Genomic DNA, 22,956 nt, shown 5'->3' on the forward strand with positions numbered 1-22,956 from the left:
TTAGGTGGTAGCGTTGCGTGCTACTTAACCCGGCGTTATGTGAAAATGGAGCGAAGATGAAGAAGTTACTAACGACAATTCTTGGGGTATTAGGGATGAGTGGAGAAAATGCAGATTCAGGAATGAATTTCTCTCATGTAGATTCTCGCGAAAAGGCAATGGCACTTGTTCAGGAAGGCAAGCTTTTCAAAATACTTTTATTCCCATCTGAATTTGGAGGTGAAGATATTCCTCAAAACTCTGTTTACGTGCCTGCTGGAATCCCAGAAATAAAAGACCAAATTATAGGAACACTTATTCGTTTTGTAGAACAAGGCTTTATCGATAACATGCAGGTTAATCCAGAGTACAAGGGAAATAGCTTTGTGCCATCAAAAATCAAAATAAGAACTTCGCATTCAGGTAAAGAGGGGGAATTTAACCCAACAATTGAAATTTGGTAAGCACATAACAAGTGCAGGTTGTCGAACAGGTACTACGTGTACAGATCTAGTTATCACCTGACACCTGCCATCCCATCAACACCAGCATCAATACAACCCCCGGCAGCCAGACCCAGTAGAGCTCGGAGAGGATCACCGCCTCACCTCGGTCGGTGAGATAGGCCTCCAGCTTGAAGGGGGCAACCCGGATCACCTGCCAGGGGGCGAAGAAACGCTCGTCACGCCACGGCCAGAGCCAGCCAACCCCTTTGCCGCCGGTGGTGAGGGAATCGAGCAGGCTGTGGGAGAGCAAAGAGGCCAGCAGAAACGACCAGACGGTGGCGGCGCTGGCCCGAAATTGGCGGTGAAACAGCATGGCCAGAGTGGGCAGGGCAAAGGCAAACAGCAAGGAGTGAGTAAAACCGCGGTGGCCAAAGACGTGGCCGTAGGCAGCCCCCAGTTTAAAGGCGAGCACATCGGCATCGGGCAGCATGGCGATGGCAACCCCTGCCAACAGCAGGCGCGGCGGGATAATCCGGCAACCAAGCCCGAGCCCAAGACAGAGAGGGACGGCGGCGTGAGTGACGATGGTGGGCATAGAGTGAAGCTCCAACTGAAAACGTGAGCCTACCCTACCCCCGCTCGGTGAAGTGAAGGTGAAGTGCCCCCTCTTATGTTGCTGTATTCCCCCTCAAATCCTTAGCCATCAGCCAGAAGAGGCGTCACACAGGAAAGCTGTTGCACGCGCTCCGAAGCAGGGGCCGAAATCCTGTGGTTTGTCCCTCTGTATTGGCTCGTTCGTTGTGTGTCGAACGCAGGCCCAATCAGCCTTGGCGCGTTAACTTGAAATGTTCATTTAACAGCGGCTGACATGCAGAACGGGATCGTGATAAGTAGTCTCTTCGATTCACATCACAGGGATAGTGGCAGCGATGAATGTATCAAAAAGTATCAGGCTGATTGCGAGCGTTATCAGCCTTTGGTTAATGACAGGATGCATGGCAGAGGCCGCCTCTGCGCAGCCGCAGCAAAAGCCGTACGCGCTGATCTATAACGGGCCGGTTTCTGATGGGGATAGCACCAAGGCGATTGCGGATGTGGTCAGGCAGGTGGGCTTGCCGGTCAGGTATCTCTCCAATATCGGGGCGCTGCCTGCAGAGCTTGATAATGCCAGGGTGTTTATCGTTGGCGGCACAGAGGACGATGTTGAGCCGCTCCTCAAGGCCTTCACCGCTGACGCGCGTTCGGCGTTAAAAACCTATTTACAGAATGGTGGCCGCTACCTCGGGATCTGTGGGGGTGCCTTTGTGGCATCCACCGGCTGGTCTGAAGAAGAGGGCTTTGTGCCGGCGCTGGGCCTTGTCCCTGCCACATCCGATGATTATGACGGCGACTTTAGCGCCAAGATCTTCCCGATCACCTGGCTTGGTGAAGAGCGCCAGATGTATTACCAGGCCGGCCCGCAATTTACGCCGGTGCCAAGCCCCGAGCAGGTCAAGGTTATCGCCCATTTTCAAAACCATCAGATTGCCGCGCTGATCAGCTCATATGGCAAAGGCAAGGTGGCGGTTTCCGGGCCACACCCCGAAGCCCCCGAATCGTGGAAAGAGAACGCGGTGGACGGCGACAAGATGGAGTCGAATATTCATTTAGCAGTTGGACTCGTCAACGAGTTGCTCTCCGAAGAGCCCGTCACCCATTCGAAATAGTCGCATCCCTACGCCCCCGGATTTGGCACCATTGCTCTGCCCGGAAGTCAGGGCAACCAATCAGCCGCTATCCATAAAAAAACCACCGACCTGCAAAAGGTCGGTGGTTTTTTTATCGGTGGTAGATAACGGGTAGCCGATACGAAGCGTTCGCTACCTCAACTTTCGCCCGGGAACGAGCACTACTCCTCCTGCTCCTCCGGTTGTCTCTCCTCACCCCGTATCTGTAGCAGCTCCTCGACCCTGGCTTGCCACTTGTCGTGGGCCTGTTTGCGCTCCTGCTGCATAAATGCTTCTCGCATGGTGTCGATTTTCTGGTCAAGTGTTTCCATCAGAGTGTCTCCTTGTGTGACCGCGTAAAGACTGGCTGACGGCGCGTTGGCCAACCTGCTCCCCTAATCTGACACCGCTAATGCCGTTACTGCCCAATCAAATAATCGATTGGAAATGCTAAAACCAATCTAAAAATTCTTTTTCGTGTTTATTCCACCACGTCAGCGCGAGGGAAACAGGCCACTCAGAGCGGGATAATCCGGCACGGGGTCAACACGTTGTTGAGTCTGGTAGTCCCCCTTTTCAGGGAAATGGGGCACCGTCACCTAATCCGTCCGTTGAGGAGTACCGGCTGATTTCCGGGGTGTTGCTGTGCCCATGATCACACAGTCACAACTCTCGCCCTCCTCTCACCGCGCCCCCGCTTTTTATCATCTAGAGTTAGCGGGCAGTCCAAAGCTGCTGATTTATATACATTCGCCGCCAAGAGGGATCTTTTTTCATGACCGAGCATATCGATCTGCTACCTATCAACACGGATGATGAGCAGGACGCAGGCAACCGTTACCTCTACTACACCGAAGGGGATCTGGCCCGCATTCTCGCCAATCTGGAACAGCTGCGCCACGCGGTGTTTCCGGCCGCCATCGGAGAGAGCGAAACGGGCGCCGCCGTGCCCCACAACTTTCCGTCCGTCTGTCTGGTGGGGCTGGGGCGCTGCGGCTCCAACATCGCGCAGGATGTGGCCTCGCTGGTCTACAACGCCCGCAGCTTTTATCTCAATGAGTTCAATAGTGAAGAGCAACGCAAGCGGGAGAAGGAGTTTGGTCCGGTAAGCTGGATCCGGCGCAATCTGCGGCTGCCAAACAACGGGGCTCGACCGGTCTTTCTGATCGAGCCTATGGTGATGCTGGGGGATCTGGACAAGGACATCGATGGCCGCATCCGCCACTCCAATCGCAGCGGCGAAGGTGGCTCCTTGCGTGACTATGCCAAGATGCGGGTGATGGACTTGTCGGAGATCCACGCGGGGGGCGCGGGTAACGCCCCCATCCTTGGCCAGTATCTGGCCAAGATCATCCTCAACAAGAGCCCTCACTACTTCGCCAACTCCGAGTGGCAGGCCATTCATACCTATCTGGTGGACTCCTGCGGCATCAAGGCCAACCAGTCCCGCCTCTATTTCTACATCTTCAGTGCCGGGGGCGGCACCGGCTCCGGCATGGCCTCCGAGTTCGGGCTGGCCCAGCAGTACTCCTACATGAGCAAGACCTTTTCGCCCCCGTCAGAAAAGGAGGAGCACCTCTCCCTCGGGGAGCACTTCATGTTCGATCCCATCTTCACCAGCGGCATCTGCATCCTGCCCAATATCTGTGATCGGGGTATCGAGATCTCGGAAGCGCTGCACATCAACGCCGGGCGCCTGCTGTGCAAGTATCTGGCCGAGGAGTGGGACTTCTCCTATCACTTCGACAACGAGCAGGCGTGCGATGCCAGCATGCTCAAGCGGATCAGGCCCTGGAATGCCATGATGCTGATCTCCAACGACATCATGCGCTACGCCGAAGAGAGCGACGATGGCGAGATCCAGCACGTTGACGTCAACACCATGGAGAAGTACGCCAACCAGTACATCTCACAGCAGATCTTCAACATCCTCACCGCCCAGGCCGTCACCACAGACTACGACGAGAACTACTTTCGCCGGGCGGGCATCGACATCAGCGAGACCATTCGACTCGATGCCAACGACCTCTTTATGAGTCTGGCGGGGCCGGTGGCGGTGGCGTATGCCGAGTCCATCTCCCCCCCCGGCGGCCTGTTTGACAAGGAGGACGGGCTCAATGTGGACGATCTCTTCACCCGTTCCATCGAGCTGCCCCACTTCAACAAGATGACCCAGGCCATCGAGGGGATCAGTCTGCTGCCCATCGAGGCGGGCAACTATCGGGAGTATCTGGACGACTATGTGAAAAGTGGCCATGACCCGGCCCACCTCAACGAGCTGCACTTCTTCAAGAACTGCTCATCGGTGGTGTCGATCATCTCCCTGCCCAAGGAGTACAAGCTCTCCTATATGGATCTCAACCGGCTCAAGTCTCACCTCAACGGACTCTTCCCCAATACCACCCTCAAGCGATATGCGCTGGTCATCGGGGCGTCGGCCAACATCTCCCTCACCACCCTGATCGTCAAGAGCCCCTGCCTGAGCGATGACTTCCTGACCCTGATCGTGGCCTTTATCAAGCGCTGCTTTGCCAAGGATCATTATCGCTTCGATGAACATCTGGACAAGGCGGTGATCGAGATGATCTGCAATGAGGAGTGGAACGATGCGCTGCTCGACAGCATGCTCAACGAGTTCGAGAACCCGGCCAAGATCCTCGATACCAACTGGTACGCCATCAAGCCCATGTATGAGAAGAAATATCGGGAGCTTATCCGCGAGAAGGAGAAGTTCGTCTCCATCAACGATATTCGCCTCAGCCGTGAATCGGTGAAAAAGGCGCTGCTCTATCTGCGGGAGATCTATCGCCACCGGGTCAGCAAGACCCGCATTCTCTCCCTCAACCCAAGGTTGGGGGAAGCGAACGCTCGCTAGCACCCTGCCCATAAAGCAAAGCGCCCGCCCCAGATGGGGCGGGCGTTTTTTTACTGGCACAGCCTGGCTTTATCTCATCAGAGGGAGACAAAGATCCCGGCCAGGGTGGCGCTCATCAGGTTGGCCAGGGTCGCCGCCAACACTGCCTTGAAGCCCATATTGGCCACATCGTGACGGCGTTCCGGCGCCATGGTGCCGATGGAGCCGAGCTGCACCGCAATGGAGCCCAGATTGGCAAAACCACAGAGGGCGAAGGTGATGATGATCTGGGTGTGGGCGCTCAGACCTGCCTTGATATTGGCAAAATCCAGATAGGCAACGAACTCGTTCATGATCACCTTCTGACCGATCAGGGAGCCTGCCGCCATCATCTCGCTGGCAGGCACGCCAATCAGCCAGGCCACCGGAGCAAACAGATAGCCCAGCAGCTGCTGCAGGGAGAGATCGGCCCAGCCGAACCACTCGCCGACTGTGGTGAGACCGGCGTTGATCATGGTGATCACGCTGACAAAGGCGAGCAAGATGGTGCCGATGGCCACGGCGATCTTCATGCCGCCCATGGCACCGCCCGCCAGCGCGTCAATGGCGTTGCTGTAGTCGCTCTTGTCGAGGGTGATCTCGGTCTGATCGCTCACCTGCTGCTGCTCCGGTACCAGCAGTTTGGCCATCAGCAGGCCACCGGGCGCCGCCATAAAGGAGGCGGCGATGAGGTATTTCAGATCCACACCCAGACCGGCGTAACCGCCCAGCACCGAGCCCGCCACCGAGGCCATGCCGCAGGTCATCACCGCAAAGAGTTCGGAGCGGGTCATACCGGCGAGGAAGGGACGAATAAGCAGCGGCGACTCCCCTTGCGACAGGAAGATGTTGCCGGTGGCCACCAGCGACTCGGCGCGGCTGGTGCCGAGCAGACGGTGAATGGCGCCGCCCAATACCCGGATCACCCACTGCATGATGCCGAAGTGGTAGAGCACGGCGATCAGCGCGCTGATAAAAATCACCAGCGGCAGCACCCGCACGGCGAAGATAAAGCCGTTGCTGGCCAGATCGCCAAACACGAAACGGATGCCGCTGTCGGCAAAGCCGAGCAGGGCGGAGACGCCATTGCTCATGGCACCGAGCATGATTTGTCCGGGGGGAAAATAGAGCACCAGCGCAGCAAAACCGGTTTGCAGGGCGAGCGCACCCAGCACGGTTCGCCAGCGGATGGCTCGGCGGTTTTCACTGGCCAGCCAGGCGATAAACATCAGGGCCAGCATACCGACCAGACTCAATAACAGTGTCATCTTGCACCTATGAAGAGAGGAGTTTCATATGGCAAGTCTGCAGACAGGCGTCGCGGGAGATCCGGCGGGAGAGGTGCCGACCCACGCGACACGCAGACCACAAACCTACAGGTTAGTGGCGGGTCCCATCCTGGGGTCATTCACGTTCCGGGTGACAGCATGTATCGGGTGACGCCAGCGCCGTCGCAGGGGGAGATGCGGCCGGGTGGCAGGTCGGGCGGCGATGGTACAGTGATCATCGTCACAGAAAAAGCGGTAAAACGATTGGCCGGAGTAACTTTTTCAACTTGTTCACACAACGAAACAGGGCCAGCGTGAAGCTGGCCCTGTTTCAATCCGTACTTGAGCGTTCAGATGATTACTTGAGGCGCTTGCCGCTCGCATCCACCACCTGCTCGCCATCCTCCTTGGTGAAGGCCCCTTTTTGCTGATCGGGCAGAATATCGAGCACCACTTCCGACGGACGGCACAGCTTGGTGCCAAGAGGCGTGACCACGATAGGCCGGTTGATGAGGATGGGGTGGGCCAGCATGGCATCGATCAGTTCATCATCGCTGAAACGATCTTCCGCCAGCCCGAGCGCCTCGTAGGGTGGCACGTTCTTGCGCAGCAGATCCCGCACCGGCATGGCCATGGCGGCGATCAGCGCCACCAACTGGTCACGGGAGGGGGGCGTCTCCAGATAGTGGATCACGGTGGGCTCCACGCCGCTGTTGCGGATCAGCTCCAGGGTGTTGCGGGAAGTACCACATTCCGGGTTGTGATAGATGGTGATTGCACTCATTTGCGTGTCTCTCATTAATCAAGTGAATAGAAAATGGATAGCATCAGTTCGCGGCCAGCTGTTAGCGGCCATCAGTTAACGGCTCAGCCCCGCTTCGTACCAGGGTTTGCTGGCGTTAACCACCCGCACCACCAGCAGCATGACCGGCACTTCGATCAGCACCCCGACCACGGTGGCGAGCGCCGCGCCGGAGTGAAAGCCGAACAGGCTGATGGCGGCGGCCACCGCCAGCTCGAAGAAGTTGGAGGCGCCGATCAGGGCGGAAGGACAGGCGACCGAGTGCTTCTCCCCCACCTTGCGGTTGAGCCAGTAAGCCAATCCCGAGTTGAACAGCACCTGGATCAGGATCGGCACCGCCAACAAGGCGATGACCAGCGGCTGCTCAATGATGGCGTTGCCCTGAAAGGCGAACAGCAGCACCAGAGTGAGCAGCAGGGCCGCCACCGACCAGGGCTGGATGCGGGTCATGACGCCGTCAAAATGGGCCTCTCCCTTTTTCAGCAAAGCCTTGCGCAGCAGTTGGGCGATGATCACCGGGATGACGATATAGAGCACCACAGAGGTAAGCAGGGTATCCCACGGCACTATGATGCTGGAGACCCCGAGCAGCAGCGCCACCAGAGGGGCAAAGGCAAACACCATGATGAGGTCGTTCACCGCCACCTGCGACAGGGTGAAGTAGGGATCGCCGTTGGTGAGGCGACTCCAGACAAACACCATGGCAGTGCAGGGAGCCGCCGCCAGCAGGATCAGACCCGCTACGTAACTGTCGAGTTGATCCGCCGGCAGCCAGTCAGCAAACAGCACGCGGATAAAGAGCCAGCCGAGGAAGGCCATGGAGAAGGGCTTGACCAGCCAGTTGATAAAGAGGGTGACCCCAATCCCCTTCATGTGGCCCTTCACCTGATGCAGGGCGCCAAAGTCGATCTTGAGCAGCATGGGGATGATCATCACCCAGATCAGCAGCCCCACCGGCAGGTTGACCTTGGCCACCTCCATGGCACCGATCGCCTTGAAGAGATCCGGCAACCCCTGCCCAAGCCCAATTCCCACCAGAATGCAGAGGGCGACCCAGGCGGTCAGATAACGTTCAAAAAAGCCGATGGCAGGCACGGCCTTGGCATCACATGTTGCAGACATCACAGCTCCCGATGCGGCGCAATTTCGCATCTTCTATTGGTTCAAAACACGGGTTTATAACAAGTAACGGCATATTCAAGCCGCCCCGGCAGCAGACCGGGGTGGCGACTCAATGGTGCTGGCAGAGGCGGCGCAGGGCATCGGGCCCTACCGGCTCCTCGGCGAGCAGCGGCACCACGGCGTAGCGGCTGGCGTGTTGCTGCTCGACCGCTTCGATATGGGGCAACTGGCGCTCGGCCCGCAGTTGCAGCAGCGGCGAGCTGACCGCAGCTTGCTGCAAGCTGTGGTTGATGAGCCAGCCCCAGGGCTCGATGCCAGCCCGGCGCAGATCGGCCTGCAGATTGGCCGCCTCCTGCACTGGCGTCGGCTCGGGCAGCGTCACGATCAGCACCTTGGTCTGTTTGGGGTCCTGCAACTGCATCATGGGGGTGGTGAAGTGCAGCCCCTTGTTTCCCATCTGGCGAGCGATCTCCCTGTGGTAGGCGCCGGTGGCGTCGAGCAGCAGCAGGGTGTGGCCGGTAGGGGCTGTATCCATCACCACGAAGCGCTTGCCCGCCTCGCGAATGATGCGCGAGAAGGCCTGAAACACGGCGATCTCCTCGGTACAAGGGGAGCGCAAGTCCTCCTCCAGCAGTGCCCGCCCCTGCTCATCCAGGGCTGCTCCCTTGGTGGCCAGCACCTGGGCGCGGTAACGCTCGGTCTCGGCGTGGGGGTCGATGCGGCTCACCTCAAGATGGGGCAGACTAGCTGCCAGCGTCTCGTTCAGGTGCGCGGCGGGATCCGAGGTGGTGAGATGCACCGGCAAACCGCGGCTCGCCAGCTCCACCGCCACGGCGGCCGCCAGCGTGGTTTTGCCCACCCCGCCCTTGCCCATCAGCATGATGAGGCCGTGACCATCGGCGGCCAGCTCGTCTACCAGCAAACTCAACTCGGGCTGGGCTGGCAGATGGGCTAACGTTGCCAGTGATACCTGCGCACCAGCATCCTGTGGTTGCAGTAGCAGCCGCAAACTGTCGAGCCCCACCAGATTGGTGGCCAGCAGCGGGATATGATCCTGCGCCAGCCCCTTTATCCCTTGCGGCATCTGGGCGAGAGCCTGTTGCTCGCGCTGCCAGAGCGCCATTGCCAGCGGATCTCCGGCAATGGCGCCTTCGGGGAAGAGGCCATTGATCACCAGTTGCTGATTCAACAAGCCGATGGCGGCCAGCTCCTCGTGGGTGCGAGCCACTTCCCGCAGAGTGGATTGCTGGGCGCGCGCCACCAGCACCAGACGGGTGCGAGCAGCATCAGCCAGGGCGGCGACCGCCTCGCCATACTGACTGCGCTGTTTCTCCAACCCCGCCAACGGGCCAAGGCAGGAGGCATCCCCCTTGCCCTGTTCCAGAAATTCGCTCCAGGCTCCCGGCAGTTGCAGCAACCGGATGGTGTGACCGGTAGGCGCCGTATCAAAGACGATATGGTCATACTCGGCCAGCAGCGTTTGGTCGGTCAGCAGGGCGGTGAATTCGTCAAAAGCGGCGATCTCGGTGGTGCAGGCGCCGGAGAGCTGCTCCTCGATGCTGCGCACCACGCTCTCGGGCAACTTGCCGCGTACCGGCCCGACAATCCGCTCCCGATAGGCTTTGGCCGCCGCGGGGGGATCTATCTCCAGCGCCGACAAACCGGGCACAGCGGCGATGGCGGTGACGCGATTGCCGATCTCGGTGGCAAACACCTGCCCCACGTTGGAGGCAGGGTCGGTGCTGACCAGCAGTACGCGCTTGCCAATATCACAAAGAGCCACCGCACTGGCGCAGGCCAGCGAGGTCTTGCCCACCCCGCCCTTACCGGTGAAAAAGAGAAACGGCGGTGGATTGGTCAGAAAATGGTACATAGCCTCTCCCGAATGGTGCGTCACGACTCAGCAGCAACCGCTGCCAGAGCAGCAGCCGCCCTTGACGATCCCCTTGATGGCCGCTTGCGGCGCAGGCAGCCCGGCATAACGGGCCAGCTCGCTGCGGTTCGGGTAACGGCCGGTCAACACCACCTGCCCCTCTACCAGCACCAGTGGCAACCCCTCCTCCCCGGCGTGAGTCAGAAAAGCGCTGACGGCAGGCGTCTCGGCAAACTGCATCGGCTGCTGGGCCAGATTGAAACGCTCGATGACAACTCCCTGCTCCTTGGCCCAGGCAAGGTCGGCTGCGAAGGTGACCAGTGCCTGATCAACCTCGGTACCGCAGACACCGCTGGAGCAGCAGAGGGCGGGATCAAAAATCTGAATGGAGGACATGGCATTACTCCTTGTTGCAGCAGGGCTGCGTAGGCAGAACATGGGGGGAGCAGGCTGACTCGGCACGCATCACGCCGCACGCCTCGGGATGACCGGCGCAGCACTCCTCGGTGAGGTAGGCGATCACATCCAGCATCAGGGGAATATTGGCGCGGTAGCGCAGAAAGCGCCCCTCCTGCTCCACCGACAGCAGACCGGTGTTGAGCATCGCCTTGAGGTGAAACGAGAGGGTATTGGGGGCAATATCGAGCTCGCTGGCCAGTTCACCGGCGACCCGCCCCTCCAGCCCGGCCTTCACCAGCAGCCGCCATACATCGAGCCGGATGCCGGATGCCAGCGATTCAAAGACCTTGGTGGCCATCTCTTTGTTCATCTTCACTCCCCTTGGTGCGACTTTTCATTTCAACTATACAAGAATTATTGAAATGATCAAGATACGTACCAAACCGAAGATACGAGATTCTGGTATCAAACCGGGCTGACTGGAGAATCGACGAGTGAACAACAGTAGCGGACGACCACGCAGGGTTCATCGCAGATAAACAGACGCCCTCCAGAGGGAGGGCGTATCAGAGCGTTTGATCCGCCTGCACTGTCAGCGCTGTCGGGGCAATCAGACGAACGCGTGCCTTATTTGGCAGCAGACACGGCGTTAAAGGTGAGCAGGGCCGCCTTGTTGGCATCGCTCAGAGTCAGCTGGTTGCCGTTGATGGAGTAGGTTGCCACCTTCTCCAGCTTTTGCAGGAACTCGGTCTCTTTGCTCATGGCGTCGCCGATGCACATCATGCGAGTGGAGCCCATGGCACCCAGCGTCAAGACACCGTCACCCTGCTTGGTGATACCGCCAAAATAACGGTTGCAGCCGCCCTTGCCCGCCACCTTGCCGTCGACCACTTGCAGGGTGAAGGTATCGCCGGTGGCGCCTTGCAGCTGCCAGCTGGATGCTTGCAGTTGAGCCATGCTGGAACCTGTTGCCATTGCGCAGCCTCCCAGTGCCAGCGCGGCCAGCAGAGTCAGTTTCTTGTTCATGGATTCACCTCTTAATGATTAGAGCCATCAATACGGCAGCCTGTTTATCATGGCTGGCGCCCATGCAAAAGGATTTTATTGTGATCTCCCTTCACTTTACTACCAGCTGGCATGTGCCATGCTTAGGCTCAGTTCCGGACCCAGGGAGGGGAAACGAATGGTCAAATCACTCATCATCACACTGCTTGCAACCTGCGCCAGCTTGGCTGTTCAGGCCGCCGACTGGGCAGTGGTTCAGCCGCAATCCAACCCGTCTCTCTATGTCAAAAGTTACTCGGGTGTGCTGCTCAATGGCCATAGCCATCACAGCGACAGTTTTGATCTCTGGCTGGTCAATAGCGGCTATCAGTATCCGGTGGTGGATGATGTGACCCTCTTTATGGAAGCGGGCCCGGCGGTGGCGGATCAGAATCGCACATCCGGTTTCAATATGAGTTCGGGGGTACGCTACCAGCTCTCTCCGGCATTCAATATCGGCAGCCAGATCAAGCATCTCGATCTCAACAAGGCCAGCACCCTGCTGGAGCTCAACTCCAGCCTGCTGCTGACCCCCAGACTCTCCCTCACCGCCAACTACGGCGTCAGCGCCATCACTGCCGATCAGGCACTGAGTCTGGGGGTCGGTTTCAACTTCTGAATCAGATCAGCGGCGTGGCACTCACCACCACGCCGTTGCGATCCGCATAGACGTAATCCCCTTCGTGGATGGTCACCCCGGCAAAGCTGACCACGGCCCCCAGCTCTCCCAATCCCCGCTTCTCGGTCTTGACCGGACAGGCCGCCAGCGCCTTGACCCCGAGCGCCAGTGTCGCCAGGGTGCCCACATCCCGCGCCGCGCCGTGGATCAGGATCCCCTCCCACCCCTGCTCCACCGCCTTGACCGCCAGTTGATCGCCAAGCAGCGCACGGCGCAGCGAGCCGCCGCCGTCGATCACCATCACCTTGCCGTGACCGGGGCGGGTCACCAGATCCCGCACCAGGCTGTTGTCTTCATAACAGGAGAGCGTTACGGCGCGACCATAAAAGAGGGCCTTGCCGCCAAAATCCTGAAACACCGGGTCGGCCACTTGCAGCAAGTCGCCATGTTGATCGCAGAGGTCGGGCAGGAGATCCAGCATGATTTGATTCCTTTCAGATGCATGAAGGTGTTCATTCTTTCATCAGGCAAGGTTTCTGGCAATCCAGAAGGATTCAATATTGCCCAGACAAACTGCTGATTTATCCGTCAATACTGGTGTCAGCCAAAGCTGGCCATCCTCCACCCAGTAGATGGCGTTCTGGCCAAAACGCGCAGCCAGCTGACGGGCTTGTGGCAGGGATAGCGCCACCGCCAGCGATGACTCCTGCCAGCGTTCGTCCGGGTCAGATCCCCAAAATGGCCCCACCACGGGCACCTGCAAATCCACGGTCAGATGGCGCCACAGCACCCGTTCCCGCCGTATATTGCATCGTTCTGTGACCCACTGGCTGGCCGGATTCCAGGCTGTGATGATGGCAAAAGCAGACCAATCTGGTGGCTCAAATGGCGCGATAAAGCAGATTTTCTTGTAGTTTTCCCACAAATTCATGTCAATCACATGTTACATTCCATTACATTTTGTAGGGGCGAAAACCCGGTTCAGGCCAAGTATGATGCTGCTGTACCAGGGTTTGACCTATATCAAATCAGAGTTAAAAAGTTGCTATCTGACGGCAAAGAGTGTTGTTATGCTCCTGTTAACTGATAAAATGCGGCCACTTTCGTAATGGACGACCTTTCCAGGCTCTGCTCGACCAGACTTGTCGGGAACCTATAAGTGGCACAGGGATACTTGCCGGTACTGATGCCTAATTCGCGATATTCCGACCTGACTCTCATACCCAGGATGACGTAATAAATTTTCAGGATCAGTCAGGAAATCGGTTTGAAACGCCAAAGAGTGTTAAATTTAAGATAATTAACTGATAAGAATCTGGGAATACTCATGCAAACACCACACATTCTGATCGTCGAAGACGAGCTGGTCACACGCAATACCCTGAAAAGCATTTTTGAAGCCGAAGGCTACATCGTGCTCGAAGCCAACAACGGCGACGAGATGCATCAGGCCCTCACTTCCCACACCATCAATCTGGTGATCATGGACATCAACCTGCCGGGCAAGAATGGCCTGCTGCTGGCCCGTGAGCTGCGTGAGAACGACAACATCGCCCTGATGTTCCTGACCGGTCGTGACAACGAAGTGGACAAGATCCTGGGTCTGGAGATCGGCGCCGATGATTACATCACCAAGCCGTTCAACCCGCGCGAGCTGACCATCCGTGCCCGCAACCTGCTGAGCCGCACCATGAACGTGGCTGCCGGTGGCGAAGAGAAAAAGCTGGTTGAACGTTATCTGTTCAACGGCTGGGCGCTGGATATCAACAGCCGCGCACTGGTCAGCCCCACTGGCGACATGTTCAAGCTGCCGCGCTCCGAGTTCCGCGCCATGCTGCACTTCTGCGAAAACCCGGGCCAGATCCAGACCCGTGCCGAACTGCTGAAGAAGATGACCGGCCGTGAGCTCAAGCCCCACGACCGTACCGTTGACGTGACCATCCGTCGCATTCGCAAGCACTTCGAAAGCGTCAACGATACTCCGGAGATCATCGCCACCATCCACGGCGAAGGCTACCGTTTCTGTGGTGAGCTGGAGCAGGAATAAGCTCCCGCTACGCTGTTGATCTGAAAAGGCGCCTCGGGCGCCTTTTCTGTCTCTGCGGTTTGCCTTAAAGCTGAGAAACCGTGAGCGTGACGTCGAACGGCGCACAGGATAGATGAAAAACAAAAAGCCCACTCGCAGGAGTGGGCTTTTTGTTTTGAAGCTGGAGCGGGCAGCGGGAATCGAACCCGCATCATCAGCTTGGAAGGCTGAGGTAATAGCCATTATACGATGCCCGCCTGGCATCTGAAATTTGGAGCGGGTGATGGGAATCGAACCCACGTATGCAGCTTGGGAAGCTACCGTTCTACCATTGAACTACACCCGCGTCAGGGCTCTTACTATATGCATTTTGCCGCCGAGCGCAATGGCGCCTTTGCCACTTTTTCAATAAATCAATCTGTTCGGACAAGGATTGAACAGACGGTTGCTTTTTCAATCAAACATTTTCAACACAGATAATTTACAAGGTTGCCAAGGCCAAACGGCAAGGATAGTCTTGCGCCACTCGACGCGAGGATGGTGGTAATGGATAAAAAAACGCAAAAACGTCTCTATGGCTGGTTGCGCAAGCAATCGAGTCACGGTCGCCGCTGGATCACGATATCCATCGCTTTTGGCCTTGGCCAGGGCATTCTGATGGTGGCGCAAGCCTGGCTGCTGGCGACCCTGTTGCACGGCTTTATCATCGAAGGCTCAACGCCTGAGCAATCCATCACGCTCTTTATTACCCTGCTGCTGGTGACGCTTGGCAAAGCGGCGCTGGCCTACGGCCGCGAAGTGGCCAGCTTTAAGGCGGGCAGTGCGGTGCGCCAGACCATCCGCCAGCTGGTACTCACGCGCTTGAGTCGTCTCGGCCCTGCTTATATTCAGCGCCGTCCGGCCGGTAGCTGGGCCAGCCTGTTGCTGGAACAGATTGAAAACATGCAGGATTTCTTCTCCCGCTATCTGCCGCAGATGGCCATCGCCGTCTTTATTCCGGTGGTCATTCTGGTGGCCGTGTTCCCGGTCAACTGGGCGGCAGGTCTGATCCTGCTGGGCACAGCGCCCCTCATTCCCATCTTTATGATCCTGGTGGGTGTGGGCGCCGCCGATGCCAACCGCCGCAACTTCCAGGCGCTGGCCCGTCTCTCCGGTCACTTCCTCGATCGCCTGAAAGGGCTGCGCACGCTGCAGCTGTTTATGCGCACCCAAGCGGAAGGTGACGCCATTCGCGATGCCTCGGAAGATTTTCGCGAGCGCACCATGGAAGTGCTGCGCCTGGCGTTTTTGAGCACCGCCGTGCTGGAGTTCTTCGCCGCCATCTCGGTAGCGCTGGTTGCCGTCTACTTCGGCTTCTCTTATATCGACCATCTGAACTTTGGTAGCTATGGGGTCAAGGTCACCCTCTTTACCGGCCTGTTCGTGCTGTTTCTCGCCCCCGAGTTCTACGCCCCGCTGCGAGAACTCGGCGCCCACTACCACGCCAAGGCGCAGGCTATCGGCGCTGCCGAGCAGCTGCTTGAATTCCTCGAAGCCGAGGTGAGCGAGCCGGCCGCAGGTACGGCACCGTTCCATGCCGACAGCTCGGTCAAGGTAGAAGCCAAAGCCCTTGAAGTGCTGAGCGCCGAAGGCAAGGTACTGGTCGGCCCCATCGACTTCACCCTGGAAGCCGGTTCGCGCACCGCCCTCATCGGCGTCAGCGGCGCCGGCAAGAGCTCGCTGGTCAACGCCCTGCTCGGCTTTGCCCCCTATCGCGGCGAGCTCAAGGTCAACGGGCAGGAGCTCGCCACCCTCGACATGAGCCAGTGGCGCCTGCAACTGGGCTGGCTCTCGCAAAACCCGCAGCTGTTCCACGCCTCCTTGCGCGACAACCTGCTGCTGGCCAAGCCAATGGCCAGCGATGCCGAGCTGGAAGATGCCCTGAAACGGGCACAGGCGTGGGAATTTGCCATGGAGAAGGGGCTCGACTATCCGGTCGGCGATCAGGCCGGTGGCCTCTCGGTCGGTCAGGCCCAGCGCCTCGCACTGGCGCGAACCCTGCTCAAATCAACCCAGCTGATGGTGCTAGACGAACCGACCGCCAGTCTGGATCGCCACTCCGAGCGCGCCATCATGACCACCCTCGAGCAAGTGATGGCTGGCCAGACCCTGCTGATGATCACCCACCGCCTCGACCAGCTCACCAAGATGGACAATATCCTGGTGCTGGCCCGCGGCCAGCTGGTGGAGCAAGGCAACTTCCAGCAACTTAGTTCTGGGCAGGGGCCTTTTGCCCGCCTGCTCTCCCAACGTTCCGGAGGTTCTCTCGATGAGTGATCTGTTGCCGTTTCTGCGCCTCTATCGCCAACACTGGCTCAGCCTCACCATTGGTTTGCTGCTGGCGCTGGTGACCCTGGCCGCCGGCATGGGGCTGCTCTCCCTCTCCGGCTGGTTCCTCTCTGCCGCCGCCGTGGCAGGGATGACAGTTGCGACGACCCATGCCTTTAACTACATGACCCCTGCAGGCGGGGTGCGCTTCTTCTCCATCGTCCGCACCGCCGGTCGCTGGGGTGAGCGGGTCGTGAGCCACGACGCCACCTTCCGGGTACTGACCCGACTGCGGGTCTGGTTCTGGCAGAAACTATCGCCGCTCTCCACAGGTACCCTGGCCGGTTTCCGTCAGGCGGATCTGCTCAACCGACTGGTGGCAGACATCGATGCGATGGATCACGTCTATCTGCGGCTGATCACCCCCATAGGCGCGGCCCTGCTCAGCACCGCCGGACTGGTCTTCTTCCTGTCGTTTTTCGACAGTCGCCTCGCCCTTACCCTGGGTGCCATTCTGCTGTTTGGCATGATTGCCCTGCCGCTGGTGTTCTACTTCCTCGGCCGTCGCCCCGGTCAGGCGCTGATTGCCGAAAAATCGACCCTGCGTACCCGGATGGTGGATTATCTGGATGGTCAGGCCGAGCTGCAGATGTTTGCCGCCGCCCCCAAGGCGCTGGTTGAGCTGCAACAAGCCGAACAGGCGCTGCTCGTCGCGCAGGCCCGGATGGCCAAAGTGAGCGGGCTGGCCAACTTCTCGGTGCAACTACTGAGCGGCTGGACCCTGACCCTGATGCTCTGGCTGGCCGGTCATGGAGTGGCGGGCGCTGCGCCCGACCCCATTACCGCGTTGATGGTCTTTGCCACCCTGGCCAGCTTCGAGGCACTGATGCCGCTGGCGGGGGCTTTCCAGCACCTCTCCACCAGCCTCACCTCGGCACGCCGCCTGAACGAGATCCTGCAAGAGGCAAAAGCCCCCGTGTGGGGCGGCGAACAGACCCATGCCACCGCTGGCACGCTGCAGATCAATGACCTCTATTTTGGCTACCCGGGCAATCCCCAGCCGGTGCTGCGTGGCTGCACCCTGCAACTGCACGCTGGGGAAAAGCTGGCCCTGCTGGGCCAGACCGGCTGCGGCAAATCGACCCTGATGGGGCTGCTGACCCGTGAGTGGAGCCCGCAGGCTGGCAAGATCCTGCTGGGTGGCAAGCCGCTCACAGACTACAGCGAAGGGGCGCTGCGCGCCTCCATCTCGGTGGTGAGCCAGCGGGTGCATCTGTTTGCCGATACCTTGCGGGGCAACCTCAAACTGGCCGCCCCGACCGCCACTGACGAGCAGCTGATTGCTGTGCTGACCCAGGTCGGACTGGCCAATCTGCTGGAAGATGAGGCGGGCCTTGACGCCTGGCTCGGTGACGGCGGCCGCCCCCTCTCCGGTGGTGAGCGTCGTCGTATCGGCATCGCCCGCGCCCTGCTGCACGATGCACCGCTCTGGCTGCTGGACGAACCGACCGAAGGGCTCGACAGCCAGACCGAGCGGGAGATCATGGAGCTGCTGTTCCGGCTCGGGGCAGATCGCACCTTGCTGCTCATCTCCCACCGCCTGCTGGGGATGGAGCAGATGGACCGGATTGCCCTGATGGAAGAGGGACAGATCCGCCTCTGCGCCCCTCACAACGAGCTACTGGCGGATGATCACTACCGCAGCCTCTATCAGCGACTGGCTCCGGTTTGATATCAGGCTGATGGGGGTCACACCCTGACAACAGGGCGCAAAACGGGGCTGGTCGCCGCAGGCGGCTGGCCCCTATAATGTCCCCCTCATTATTCAACAAGATGCCGACATGGAGCGCCTGCGCATTTCTACTGTCCTCATCACCGACACAAGATACGAGACGATGAAACGCCTGATCCTGATGATGCCCCTGATTGCCTCCGGCTGTGCCAACTACGCCTTCAACAGCAATCTGGATAAAGAGAACTTCGACGAATACTTCAAACCCGGTAGCGTGCGCATCTATGAACAGGATGAGCTGGCGGACCTCAACTACCTCTACCTCGGCACCATCGAGGGTGAATCCTGCCAGGCCGACGCCAACCAGCCGGTGCCCAACGCAGGTGAAGCGCGCACCCTGGCCCGCCGTCGCGCCGCCGACATGGGTGGCAACGGCGTCACCATCGACAAATGCGCCGAGTTCAGCGACACCCCGGGCTGCCTGAAACAGGTGATCTGCTACGGGCAGGCGCTGAAAGTGGCCGAAGAGAAGTAACCCGCTGTCATGGCCCTCGCTATCGTTCGCCTTGGCAGCCCGCGCCTGCCCGATGAGGGGCTGCGGATCGGCACGGTGCGCCGCCCGCCCCGCGGCGTACCCAAGAGTGAATTTGCCAGCCAGCATTGGTACGATGTCTGGTTTCCCAACCTCGCCCCCAGCAGCGAGACCATGAAGCTGGGGCAGGCAGCCGAGACACCCGCCCAGTGGGCGGCGTTTGGCAAGCAGTACAAGACCGAGATGGCGCAACCTGCCGCCAGGCACGATCTGGCGCTGCTGGCCGCCCTCTCCCACACCACCAATCTATCGGTGGGTTGTTACTGCGCGCAGGAGTCCCGCTGCCATCGCACCATTTTGAAAGAGCTGCTAGTAGCCGCGGGGGCCGCCATTCGCTAACTCGGTGAGCGACAGCAATGTGATGGGGAATCGCGTCAGCCTGTATTCGGCAACCATCAGACATTGGATAGACAGAGAGGGCATCCCGCTGGATGCCCTCTCTCGTTGTATTCACACCTGCCGCGCCACGCTCGGCAGCAGCGGCTCGATGCACCTCTCCTATTGCAGACTGGGCTCCAGCAACTGCTGCCGCAGCGAAGTCTCCTCGGCCTGAGTCATGGCATTCGCCGCCCCCCCGGCGGCAGGCTCGATGGCCAGCCAGTGGGCAAGGTCGGCGGCGGTCTCCTCCAGCGGCCGAAAGTTCAATCCCTTAACGATGGCCGCCTCGGCGCTTATAGAGCCGTAACCGGCAAATTCCGCCTGCGCGCAGGGTAGCAGGGTGGGATAGCTCTGCCAGGGCTCGATACCGGCCGCCATCAGGGTCGACCAGGGCAACCACTCGGGCTGGATGGGGCGGGCGGGCTGCAACCGGGCGCTCAGCCGCTCCAGCCAGTCACTCAAGGTAATACCGGATTTGAGCAAGTTGAATGTGCCCCCCAACTGCTGCTCGGCCGCGCGCAACACAAACTCGGCGCAGTCGCGCACATCGAGATACTGCAAGCGATCCTCGCCACTGCCCGGCAGCAACCAGGGCCCGCCCTGCTGTACCCGCTTAATCCACCAGGCCATGCGACCGGTAGGATCATGGGGGCCGCACAGCACGCCCGGGCGCAGGATACAGAGCCGATCGTCCCAGCGGGCGCGATACTCCTGCTCGCACAACACCTTGAGTGGGCCATAATCAGTGGGCATTTCCCCTTCGGGGATAGCATGCAGCGGCGCCGACTCATTCATCCCGGGCATTGAGAAATCGCGATAGACGCTGATGGTGGAGATAAAGATCAGCCGCGCGCAGCGCCCGAGCAAGGCGGCCGAGAGGCTCGCTGCCTGCTCGGGGCGATAGCAGCAGGTGTCGATGACGAGATCCCACTGCCACCCGGCCTCTTGCAGGGCGCTCAGGCTCTTGTCCCTGTCGCCGGTGAGCTGCACCAGATCGCGCCAGTCCGGATGCTGGTGCAGGCCACGGTTGAACAGGGTCACTTCATGGCCCCAATCCAGCGCCAGCGCGGTGAGGTGACGCCCCAAAAAGCCGGTGCCACCGATAATCAGCAGTTTCATCCCTCTCCCTCCCCCTTCGGCGCGAGTGCGCACATTTCATCCTGACACGCCAGTTGCCTCCACCCTACGCAACTTGACGGTATGGCACAGCCCCCGACTGGCCGGGATGGGACAGGGATCACGGCAGCGCCGCAAAAAAGGGCGTATTGAGGCCAAGCCTGCGTTTTGGGGCCGCCTGTGCTAAATTGCCGGGGTTTTCAGTCAGGATCCGCCATGAAGTTCGAAATCGACACCCTCGGGATCATCCGCTCTCCCTACAAGGAGAAGTTCGCCATCCCCCGCCAGCCCGGTCTGGTCAAATCGGCCCGCGCCCGCCTCGAGCTGCTCCCCCCTTACGATCAGCCGGATGTGCTGCGCGGCATCGAGCAGTTCTCCCATCTGTGGCTCAGCTTCGTCTTTCACCAGACCATGGCGCAGGGCTGGCACCCGACGGTGCGCCCGCCGCGCCTTGGCGGCAACGAGCGGGTCGGCGTCTTTGCCACTCGCTCCACCTTCCGCCCCAATCCGCTAGGTCTCTCGGTGGTCGAGCTGCACGGGGTCGGCCGCGAACGGGGCAAGCTGTGGCTGGAGCTGGGGGCGGTGGATCTGCTCGATGGCACCCCCATCGTCGATATCAAGCCTTATATTCCCTATGCCGACAGCCTGCCTGATGCCCGTGGTGGCTTTGCCCCCGACGCGCCCACCCCGCCGCTGGCGGTGAGCTTCAGTGCCGAGGCAGAACAGCAGTTGCAACCCTGGCTCAAGGCTCATCCCGAGCTGCGCCAGCTGGTAAGCGAAGTGCTGGCACAAGATCCTCGCCCCGCCTACAAGAAAGGCAAGCCCGATGAGAAGGAGTACGGGGTGCGGCTGTTTGACTGCAACGTCCGTTTTCGCATCAGCGAGCCGGATTGCGTGGTGCTGGCCATCGAGCCCGCCTGAACCTGGGCGGGCCGACATCGCTGATGCTATTTCACGCCTTCTTCACGTCACAAGGGGCTTAATCAGCCTGTAAATTGTGTGGCATTGATCAGACTATCCACCCGGTTGCCAGTGATACCATGCAGACAGCAGAGGGCATCTCCTCTCTGACTGATGCCAGCAGCAGGCTATCGATGTATGGCAAGCATGGTAGCTCTGCTGTTGCCGCCAAAGGATCTGGCCTCGCCCCGACACGCTTGAGTGCGGGGATGCCGCACGGATGTGACAGCACTTCGAAGGAACAAACCTATGCTGATGAACAGTGAACAACGTTATGGCACCCTGAATATCGGGCTGCACTGGCTGACCCTGTGGGCCATGATCGCCGTCTACGCCCTGATCGAATTTCGCGATATTTTCCCCAAAGGGGACCCTGGCCGTGATTTGATGAAGGAGTGGCACTTTATGCTGGGGCTGCTTATCTTCGCCCTGGTGTTTGTCAGACTGGCGCTGCGCTGGATGAGCCCGACGCCCCGCATCGTGCCCGAGCTCTCCCCGATCATGCACAAGCTGGCAAAACTGGCCCACCTCGCCCTCTACGGTTTTCTGATTCTCACCCCGCTGTTTGGCTGGCTGCTGCTGAGCGCCGCGGGCAAGCCCATCCCCTTCTTCGGGCTTGAGCTGCCTGCCCTGCTCTCCCCCAGTCCAGACCTCAAAGGGCTGATCAAGGAGGTGCACGAGACGCTGGGCAATATCGGTTACGCCCTGATCGGCCTGCACACGCTGGCCGCCCTCTATCATCACCATATTCTCAAAGACAACACCCTCACCAATATGCTGCCGCCGCGCCGCAGCTAACGGGTAACGGGGAAATGCAGAGGGGGCCATCGTGGCCCCCTCTCTGTTTTCCTGAACAACCGTCATCTGCACTGCTGGCAAACGGCATCACGCCTGCTTGGCCAGCTCCTCGGTAGGCTTGCCTTTCGGCTCGTGCGGCAGCTTTTTCACATTGTTCTTGCTCTCCGGCTGCTTGCTCCCGGACGCACTGTTTTCAGACAAGGCTTGCAACACGGGATCGGCCTTGCCGGCCACGGTGGGCTGGGACTGGCCAACAAAGTTGCCGCCTTTGCAGATGGAGAGACTGCCCCCCTTGAAGATCCCCTGCATCTTGCCGCTCTCCAGGATCTCCACCTCGGCGGAGGTACAGGTGCCTTCCAGCAGACCATTGATGATAACGTGGGGCGCACTCACCTCTCCCTCAACGCTACCGCCCTGCATGATGCGCAGCACACCACCGATAAGCTGGATGGTGCCATTGATCTGACCGCGCACCTCCAGATCCCCCTCCACCTGCAACTCGCCCTTGAAGCGGGCACCGGCTGCAATCACAGTGGCGCCGGCCGACCCAGTAGCCGTACCACCTTTGTTTCTTCCAAACATCCGTACTCTCTCCACCAACCACACAAGCAGAACCAGCGGCATCGGCGCCACTGGCCACAGAAAACAGGGCGACCCCAGCACGTAGAGCAGCAAGGCTGCCCCCCAGCAGAGCCAGACAATATAGAGGAGGTCGCTGCGCTCACGCTGTTGCAGTCGCGCCAGCAGCCTCCCGGCCATCTCTCTCATCACATCAAACCTTTCGCAACATGGCTGCCGACCAGCATGCCATCGACAACCCGGACCATGGTTAAACGACCAGTTGGCGCGAACTCTGAAGTCCCGCTGATTCAGTCCCGATACAGCCGGGATGCATT

The 22,956-nt window shown here is 59.6% G+C and carries 24 protein-coding genes and 2 tRNA genes; 11 read left to right on the forward strand and 15 right to left on the reverse strand.

The genetic code is table 11. The annotated features are described in order from the left end of the window. Positions 1–56 precede the first annotated feature (56 nt). On the forward strand, positions 57–443 hold the full coding sequence (locus AB5Z09_RS01505; RefSeq protein WP_368194484.1) for a hypothetical protein: 387 nt from the start codon (positions 57–59) through the stop codon (positions 441–443). Positions 444–489: 46 nt separating this feature from the next. Here the strand turns inward: AB5Z09_RS01505 and AB5Z09_RS01510 are convergent, their stop codons facing one another. Then, positions 490–1,020: a metal-dependent hydrolase gene (locus AB5Z09_RS01510; RefSeq protein WP_368194485.1), complete on the reverse strand. Its 531-nt coding sequence runs from the start codon at positions 1,018–1,020 to the stop codon at positions 490–492. Between the two features lie 334 nt (positions 1,021–1,354). On the opposite strand from AB5Z09_RS01510, the gene AB5Z09_RS01515 reads away from it, so the two are divergent. Next, complete coding sequence (locus AB5Z09_RS01515; protein WP_368194486.1) at positions 1,355–2,131, forward strand: BPL-N domain-containing protein; 777 nt, start codon at positions 1,355–1,357, stop codon at positions 2,129–2,131. A 182-nt stretch (positions 2,132–2,313) separates the two neighbouring features. On the opposite strand, the gene AB5Z09_RS01520 is transcribed toward AB5Z09_RS01515, so the two are convergent. Continuing rightward, positions 2,314–2,463, reverse strand: a complete 150-nt coding sequence (locus tag AB5Z09_RS01520) for a hypothetical protein (protein ID WP_005338159.1) — start codon at positions 2,461–2,463, stop codon at positions 2,314–2,316. A 443-nt stretch (positions 2,464–2,906) separates the two neighbouring features. On the opposite strand from AB5Z09_RS01520, the gene AB5Z09_RS01525 reads away from it, so the two are divergent. After that, on the forward strand, positions 2,907–5,006 hold the full coding sequence (locus AB5Z09_RS01525; RefSeq protein WP_110302752.1) for a hypothetical protein: 2,100 nt from the start codon (positions 2,907–2,909) through the stop codon (positions 5,004–5,006). 77 nt (positions 5,007–5,083) lie between these two features. On the opposite strand, the gene AB5Z09_RS01530 is transcribed toward AB5Z09_RS01525, so the two are convergent. The 7 genes from AB5Z09_RS01530 to AB5Z09_RS01560 form a co-directional block, all read right to left on the reverse strand. Continuing rightward, entirely contained in the window at positions 5,084–6,292 is a 1,209-nt protein-coding gene (locus AB5Z09_RS01530) for a NupC/NupG family nucleoside CNT transporter (protein ID WP_101529789.1), read from the reverse strand. Between the two features lie 358 nt (positions 6,293–6,650). Next, the gene (gene arsC, locus AB5Z09_RS01535; protein ID WP_219594519.1) at positions 6,651–7,076 is read right to left on the reverse strand and encodes a glutaredoxin-dependent arsenate reductase; all 426 of its coding nucleotides are present in this window, start codon (positions 7,074–7,076) and stop codon (positions 6,651–6,653) included. Between the two features lie 75 nt (positions 7,077–7,151). Further along, positions 7,152–8,216 (reverse strand): ACR3 family arsenite efflux transporter, encoded by a 1,065-nt coding sequence (gene arsB / locus AB5Z09_RS01540; protein WP_005338173.1) that lies wholly within the window; start codon positions 8,214–8,216, stop codon positions 7,152–7,154. Between the two features lie 109 nt (positions 8,217–8,325). Beyond that, positions 8,326–10,089 carry an arsenical pump-driving ATPase gene (gene arsA, locus AB5Z09_RS01545; RefSeq protein ID WP_368194487.1) on the reverse strand — a complete coding sequence of 588 codons (1,764 nt, stop codon included), beginning with the start codon at positions 10,087–10,089 and terminating at the stop codon, positions 8,326–8,328. Between the two features lie 27 nt (positions 10,090–10,116). Next, positions 10,117–10,485, reverse strand: a complete 369-nt coding sequence (gene arsD, locus AB5Z09_RS01550) for an arsenite efflux transporter metallochaperone ArsD (protein ID WP_139396262.1) — start codon at positions 10,483–10,485, stop codon at positions 10,117–10,119. A gap of 4 nt (positions 10,486–10,489) precedes the next feature. Beyond that, positions 10,490–10,858: a helix-turn-helix transcriptional regulator gene (locus AB5Z09_RS01555; protein ID WP_236321604.1), complete on the reverse strand. Its 369-nt coding sequence runs from the start codon at positions 10,856–10,858 to the stop codon at positions 10,490–10,492. 257 nt (positions 10,859–11,115) lie between these two features. Then, positions 11,116–11,514 (reverse strand): META domain-containing protein, encoded by a 399-nt coding sequence (locus tag AB5Z09_RS01560; protein WP_368194488.1) that lies wholly within the window; start codon positions 11,512–11,514, stop codon positions 11,116–11,118. Positions 11,515–11,671: 157 nt separating this feature from the next. Here AB5Z09_RS01560 and AB5Z09_RS01565 point away from each other — a divergent pair, with 157 nt between their 5' ends. After that, complete coding sequence (locus AB5Z09_RS01565; protein ID WP_201991688.1) at positions 11,672–12,151, forward strand: hypothetical protein; 480 nt, start codon at positions 11,672–11,674, stop codon at positions 12,149–12,151. Between the two features lies 1 nt (position 12,152). Here AB5Z09_RS01565 and AB5Z09_RS01570 read toward each other — a convergent pair whose 3' ends face one another. Both AB5Z09_RS01570 and AB5Z09_RS01575 read right to left on the reverse strand, forming a co-directional pair. Further along, positions 12,153–12,632 carry a putative 4-hydroxy-4-methyl-2-oxoglutarate aldolase gene (locus tag AB5Z09_RS01570; protein ID WP_005338188.1) on the reverse strand — a complete coding sequence of 160 codons (480 nt, stop codon included), beginning with the start codon at positions 12,630–12,632 and terminating at the stop codon, positions 12,153–12,155. 42 nt (positions 12,633–12,674) lie between these two features. Beyond that, positions 12,675–13,082 carry a DUF3293 domain-containing protein gene (locus AB5Z09_RS01575; RefSeq protein WP_199416647.1) on the reverse strand — a complete coding sequence of 136 codons (408 nt, stop codon included), beginning with the start codon at positions 13,080–13,082 and terminating at the stop codon, positions 12,675–12,677. Positions 13,083–13,478: 396 nt separating this feature from the next. On the opposite strand from AB5Z09_RS01575, the gene arcA reads away from it, so the two are divergent. Continuing rightward, on the forward strand, positions 13,479–14,198 hold the full coding sequence (gene arcA, locus AB5Z09_RS01580) for a two-component system response regulator ArcA (RefSeq protein WP_005338193.1): 720 nt from the start codon (positions 13,479–13,481) through the stop codon (positions 14,196–14,198). A 161-nt stretch (positions 14,199–14,359) separates the two neighbouring features. Here arcA and AB5Z09_RS01585 read toward each other — a convergent pair. Then, a tRNA-Gly gene (locus AB5Z09_RS01585) sits at positions 14,360–14,434 on the reverse strand. 15 nt (positions 14,435–14,449) lie between these two features. Next, positions 14,450–14,523 (reverse strand) — tRNA-Gly (locus AB5Z09_RS01590). A 200-nt stretch (positions 14,524–14,723) separates the two neighbouring features. Between AB5Z09_RS01590 and cydD the strand changes: the two genes are divergently transcribed. The 4 genes from cydD (at position 14,724) to AB5Z09_RS01610 (ending at position 19,147) form a co-directional block, all read left to right on the forward strand. Then, positions 14,724–16,493, forward strand: coding sequence for a cysteine/glutathione ABC transporter permease/ATP-binding protein CydD (gene cydD, locus AB5Z09_RS01595; RefSeq protein WP_368194489.1), 1,770 nt, complete (start codon positions 14,724–14,726; stop codon positions 16,491–16,493). Continuing rightward, positions 16,486–18,216, forward strand: a complete 1,731-nt coding sequence (gene cydC / locus AB5Z09_RS01600) for a cysteine/glutathione ABC transporter ATP-binding protein/permease CydC (protein ID WP_368194490.1) — start codon at positions 16,486–16,488, stop codon at positions 18,214–18,216. The genes cydD and cydC overlap by 8 nt, the downstream gene beginning before the upstream one ends. 163 nt (positions 18,217–18,379) lie before the next feature. Next, the gene (gene rcsF, locus AB5Z09_RS01605) at positions 18,380–18,751 is read left to right on the forward strand and encodes an Rcs stress response system protein RcsF (RefSeq protein ID WP_013723982.1); all 372 of its coding nucleotides are present in this window, start codon (positions 18,380–18,382) and stop codon (positions 18,749–18,751) included. A gap of 9 nt (positions 18,752–18,760) precedes the next feature. Next, positions 18,761–19,147 (forward strand): DUF488 domain-containing protein, encoded by a 387-nt coding sequence (locus tag AB5Z09_RS01610; protein WP_368194491.1) that lies wholly within the window; start codon positions 18,761–18,763, stop codon positions 19,145–19,147. A gap of 159 nt (positions 19,148–19,306) precedes the next feature. Here the strand turns inward: AB5Z09_RS01610 and AB5Z09_RS01615 are convergent, their stop codons facing one another. Next, a complete protein-coding gene (locus tag AB5Z09_RS01615; protein WP_368194492.1) occupies positions 19,307–20,305 on the reverse strand; it encodes an NAD-dependent epimerase/dehydratase family protein in 999 nt (332 codons plus the stop codon). A 213-nt stretch (positions 20,306–20,518) separates the two neighbouring features. Here AB5Z09_RS01615 and tsaA point away from each other — a divergent pair, with 213 nt between their 5' ends. Together tsaA and AB5Z09_RS01625 are read left to right on the forward strand one after the other, a co-directional pair. Beyond that, the gene (tsaA, locus tag AB5Z09_RS01620) at positions 20,519–21,223 is read left to right on the forward strand and encodes a tRNA (N6-threonylcarbamoyladenosine(37)-N6)-methyltransferase TrmO (protein WP_042081000.1); all 705 of its coding nucleotides are present in this window, start codon (positions 20,519–20,521) and stop codon (positions 21,221–21,223) included. Between the two features lie 288 nt (positions 21,224–21,511). Then, positions 21,512–22,060: a cytochrome b gene (locus AB5Z09_RS01625; protein ID WP_042052684.1), complete on the forward strand. Its 549-nt coding sequence runs from the start codon at positions 21,512–21,514 to the stop codon at positions 22,058–22,060. 87 nt (positions 22,061–22,147) lie between these two features. Here the strand turns inward: AB5Z09_RS01625 and AB5Z09_RS01630 are convergent, their stop codons facing one another. Beyond that, entirely contained in the window at positions 22,148–22,828 is a 681-nt protein-coding gene (locus tag AB5Z09_RS01630) for a polymer-forming cytoskeletal protein (protein WP_201944526.1), read from the reverse strand. Between the last annotated feature and the right edge of the window lie 128 nt (positions 22,829–22,956).

It is taken from the genome of Aeromonas sp. R2-2, assembly GCF_040908355.1.
Classification (GTDB): domain Bacteria; phylum Pseudomonadota; class Gammaproteobacteria; order Enterobacterales; family Aeromonadaceae; genus Aeromonas; species Aeromonas veronii.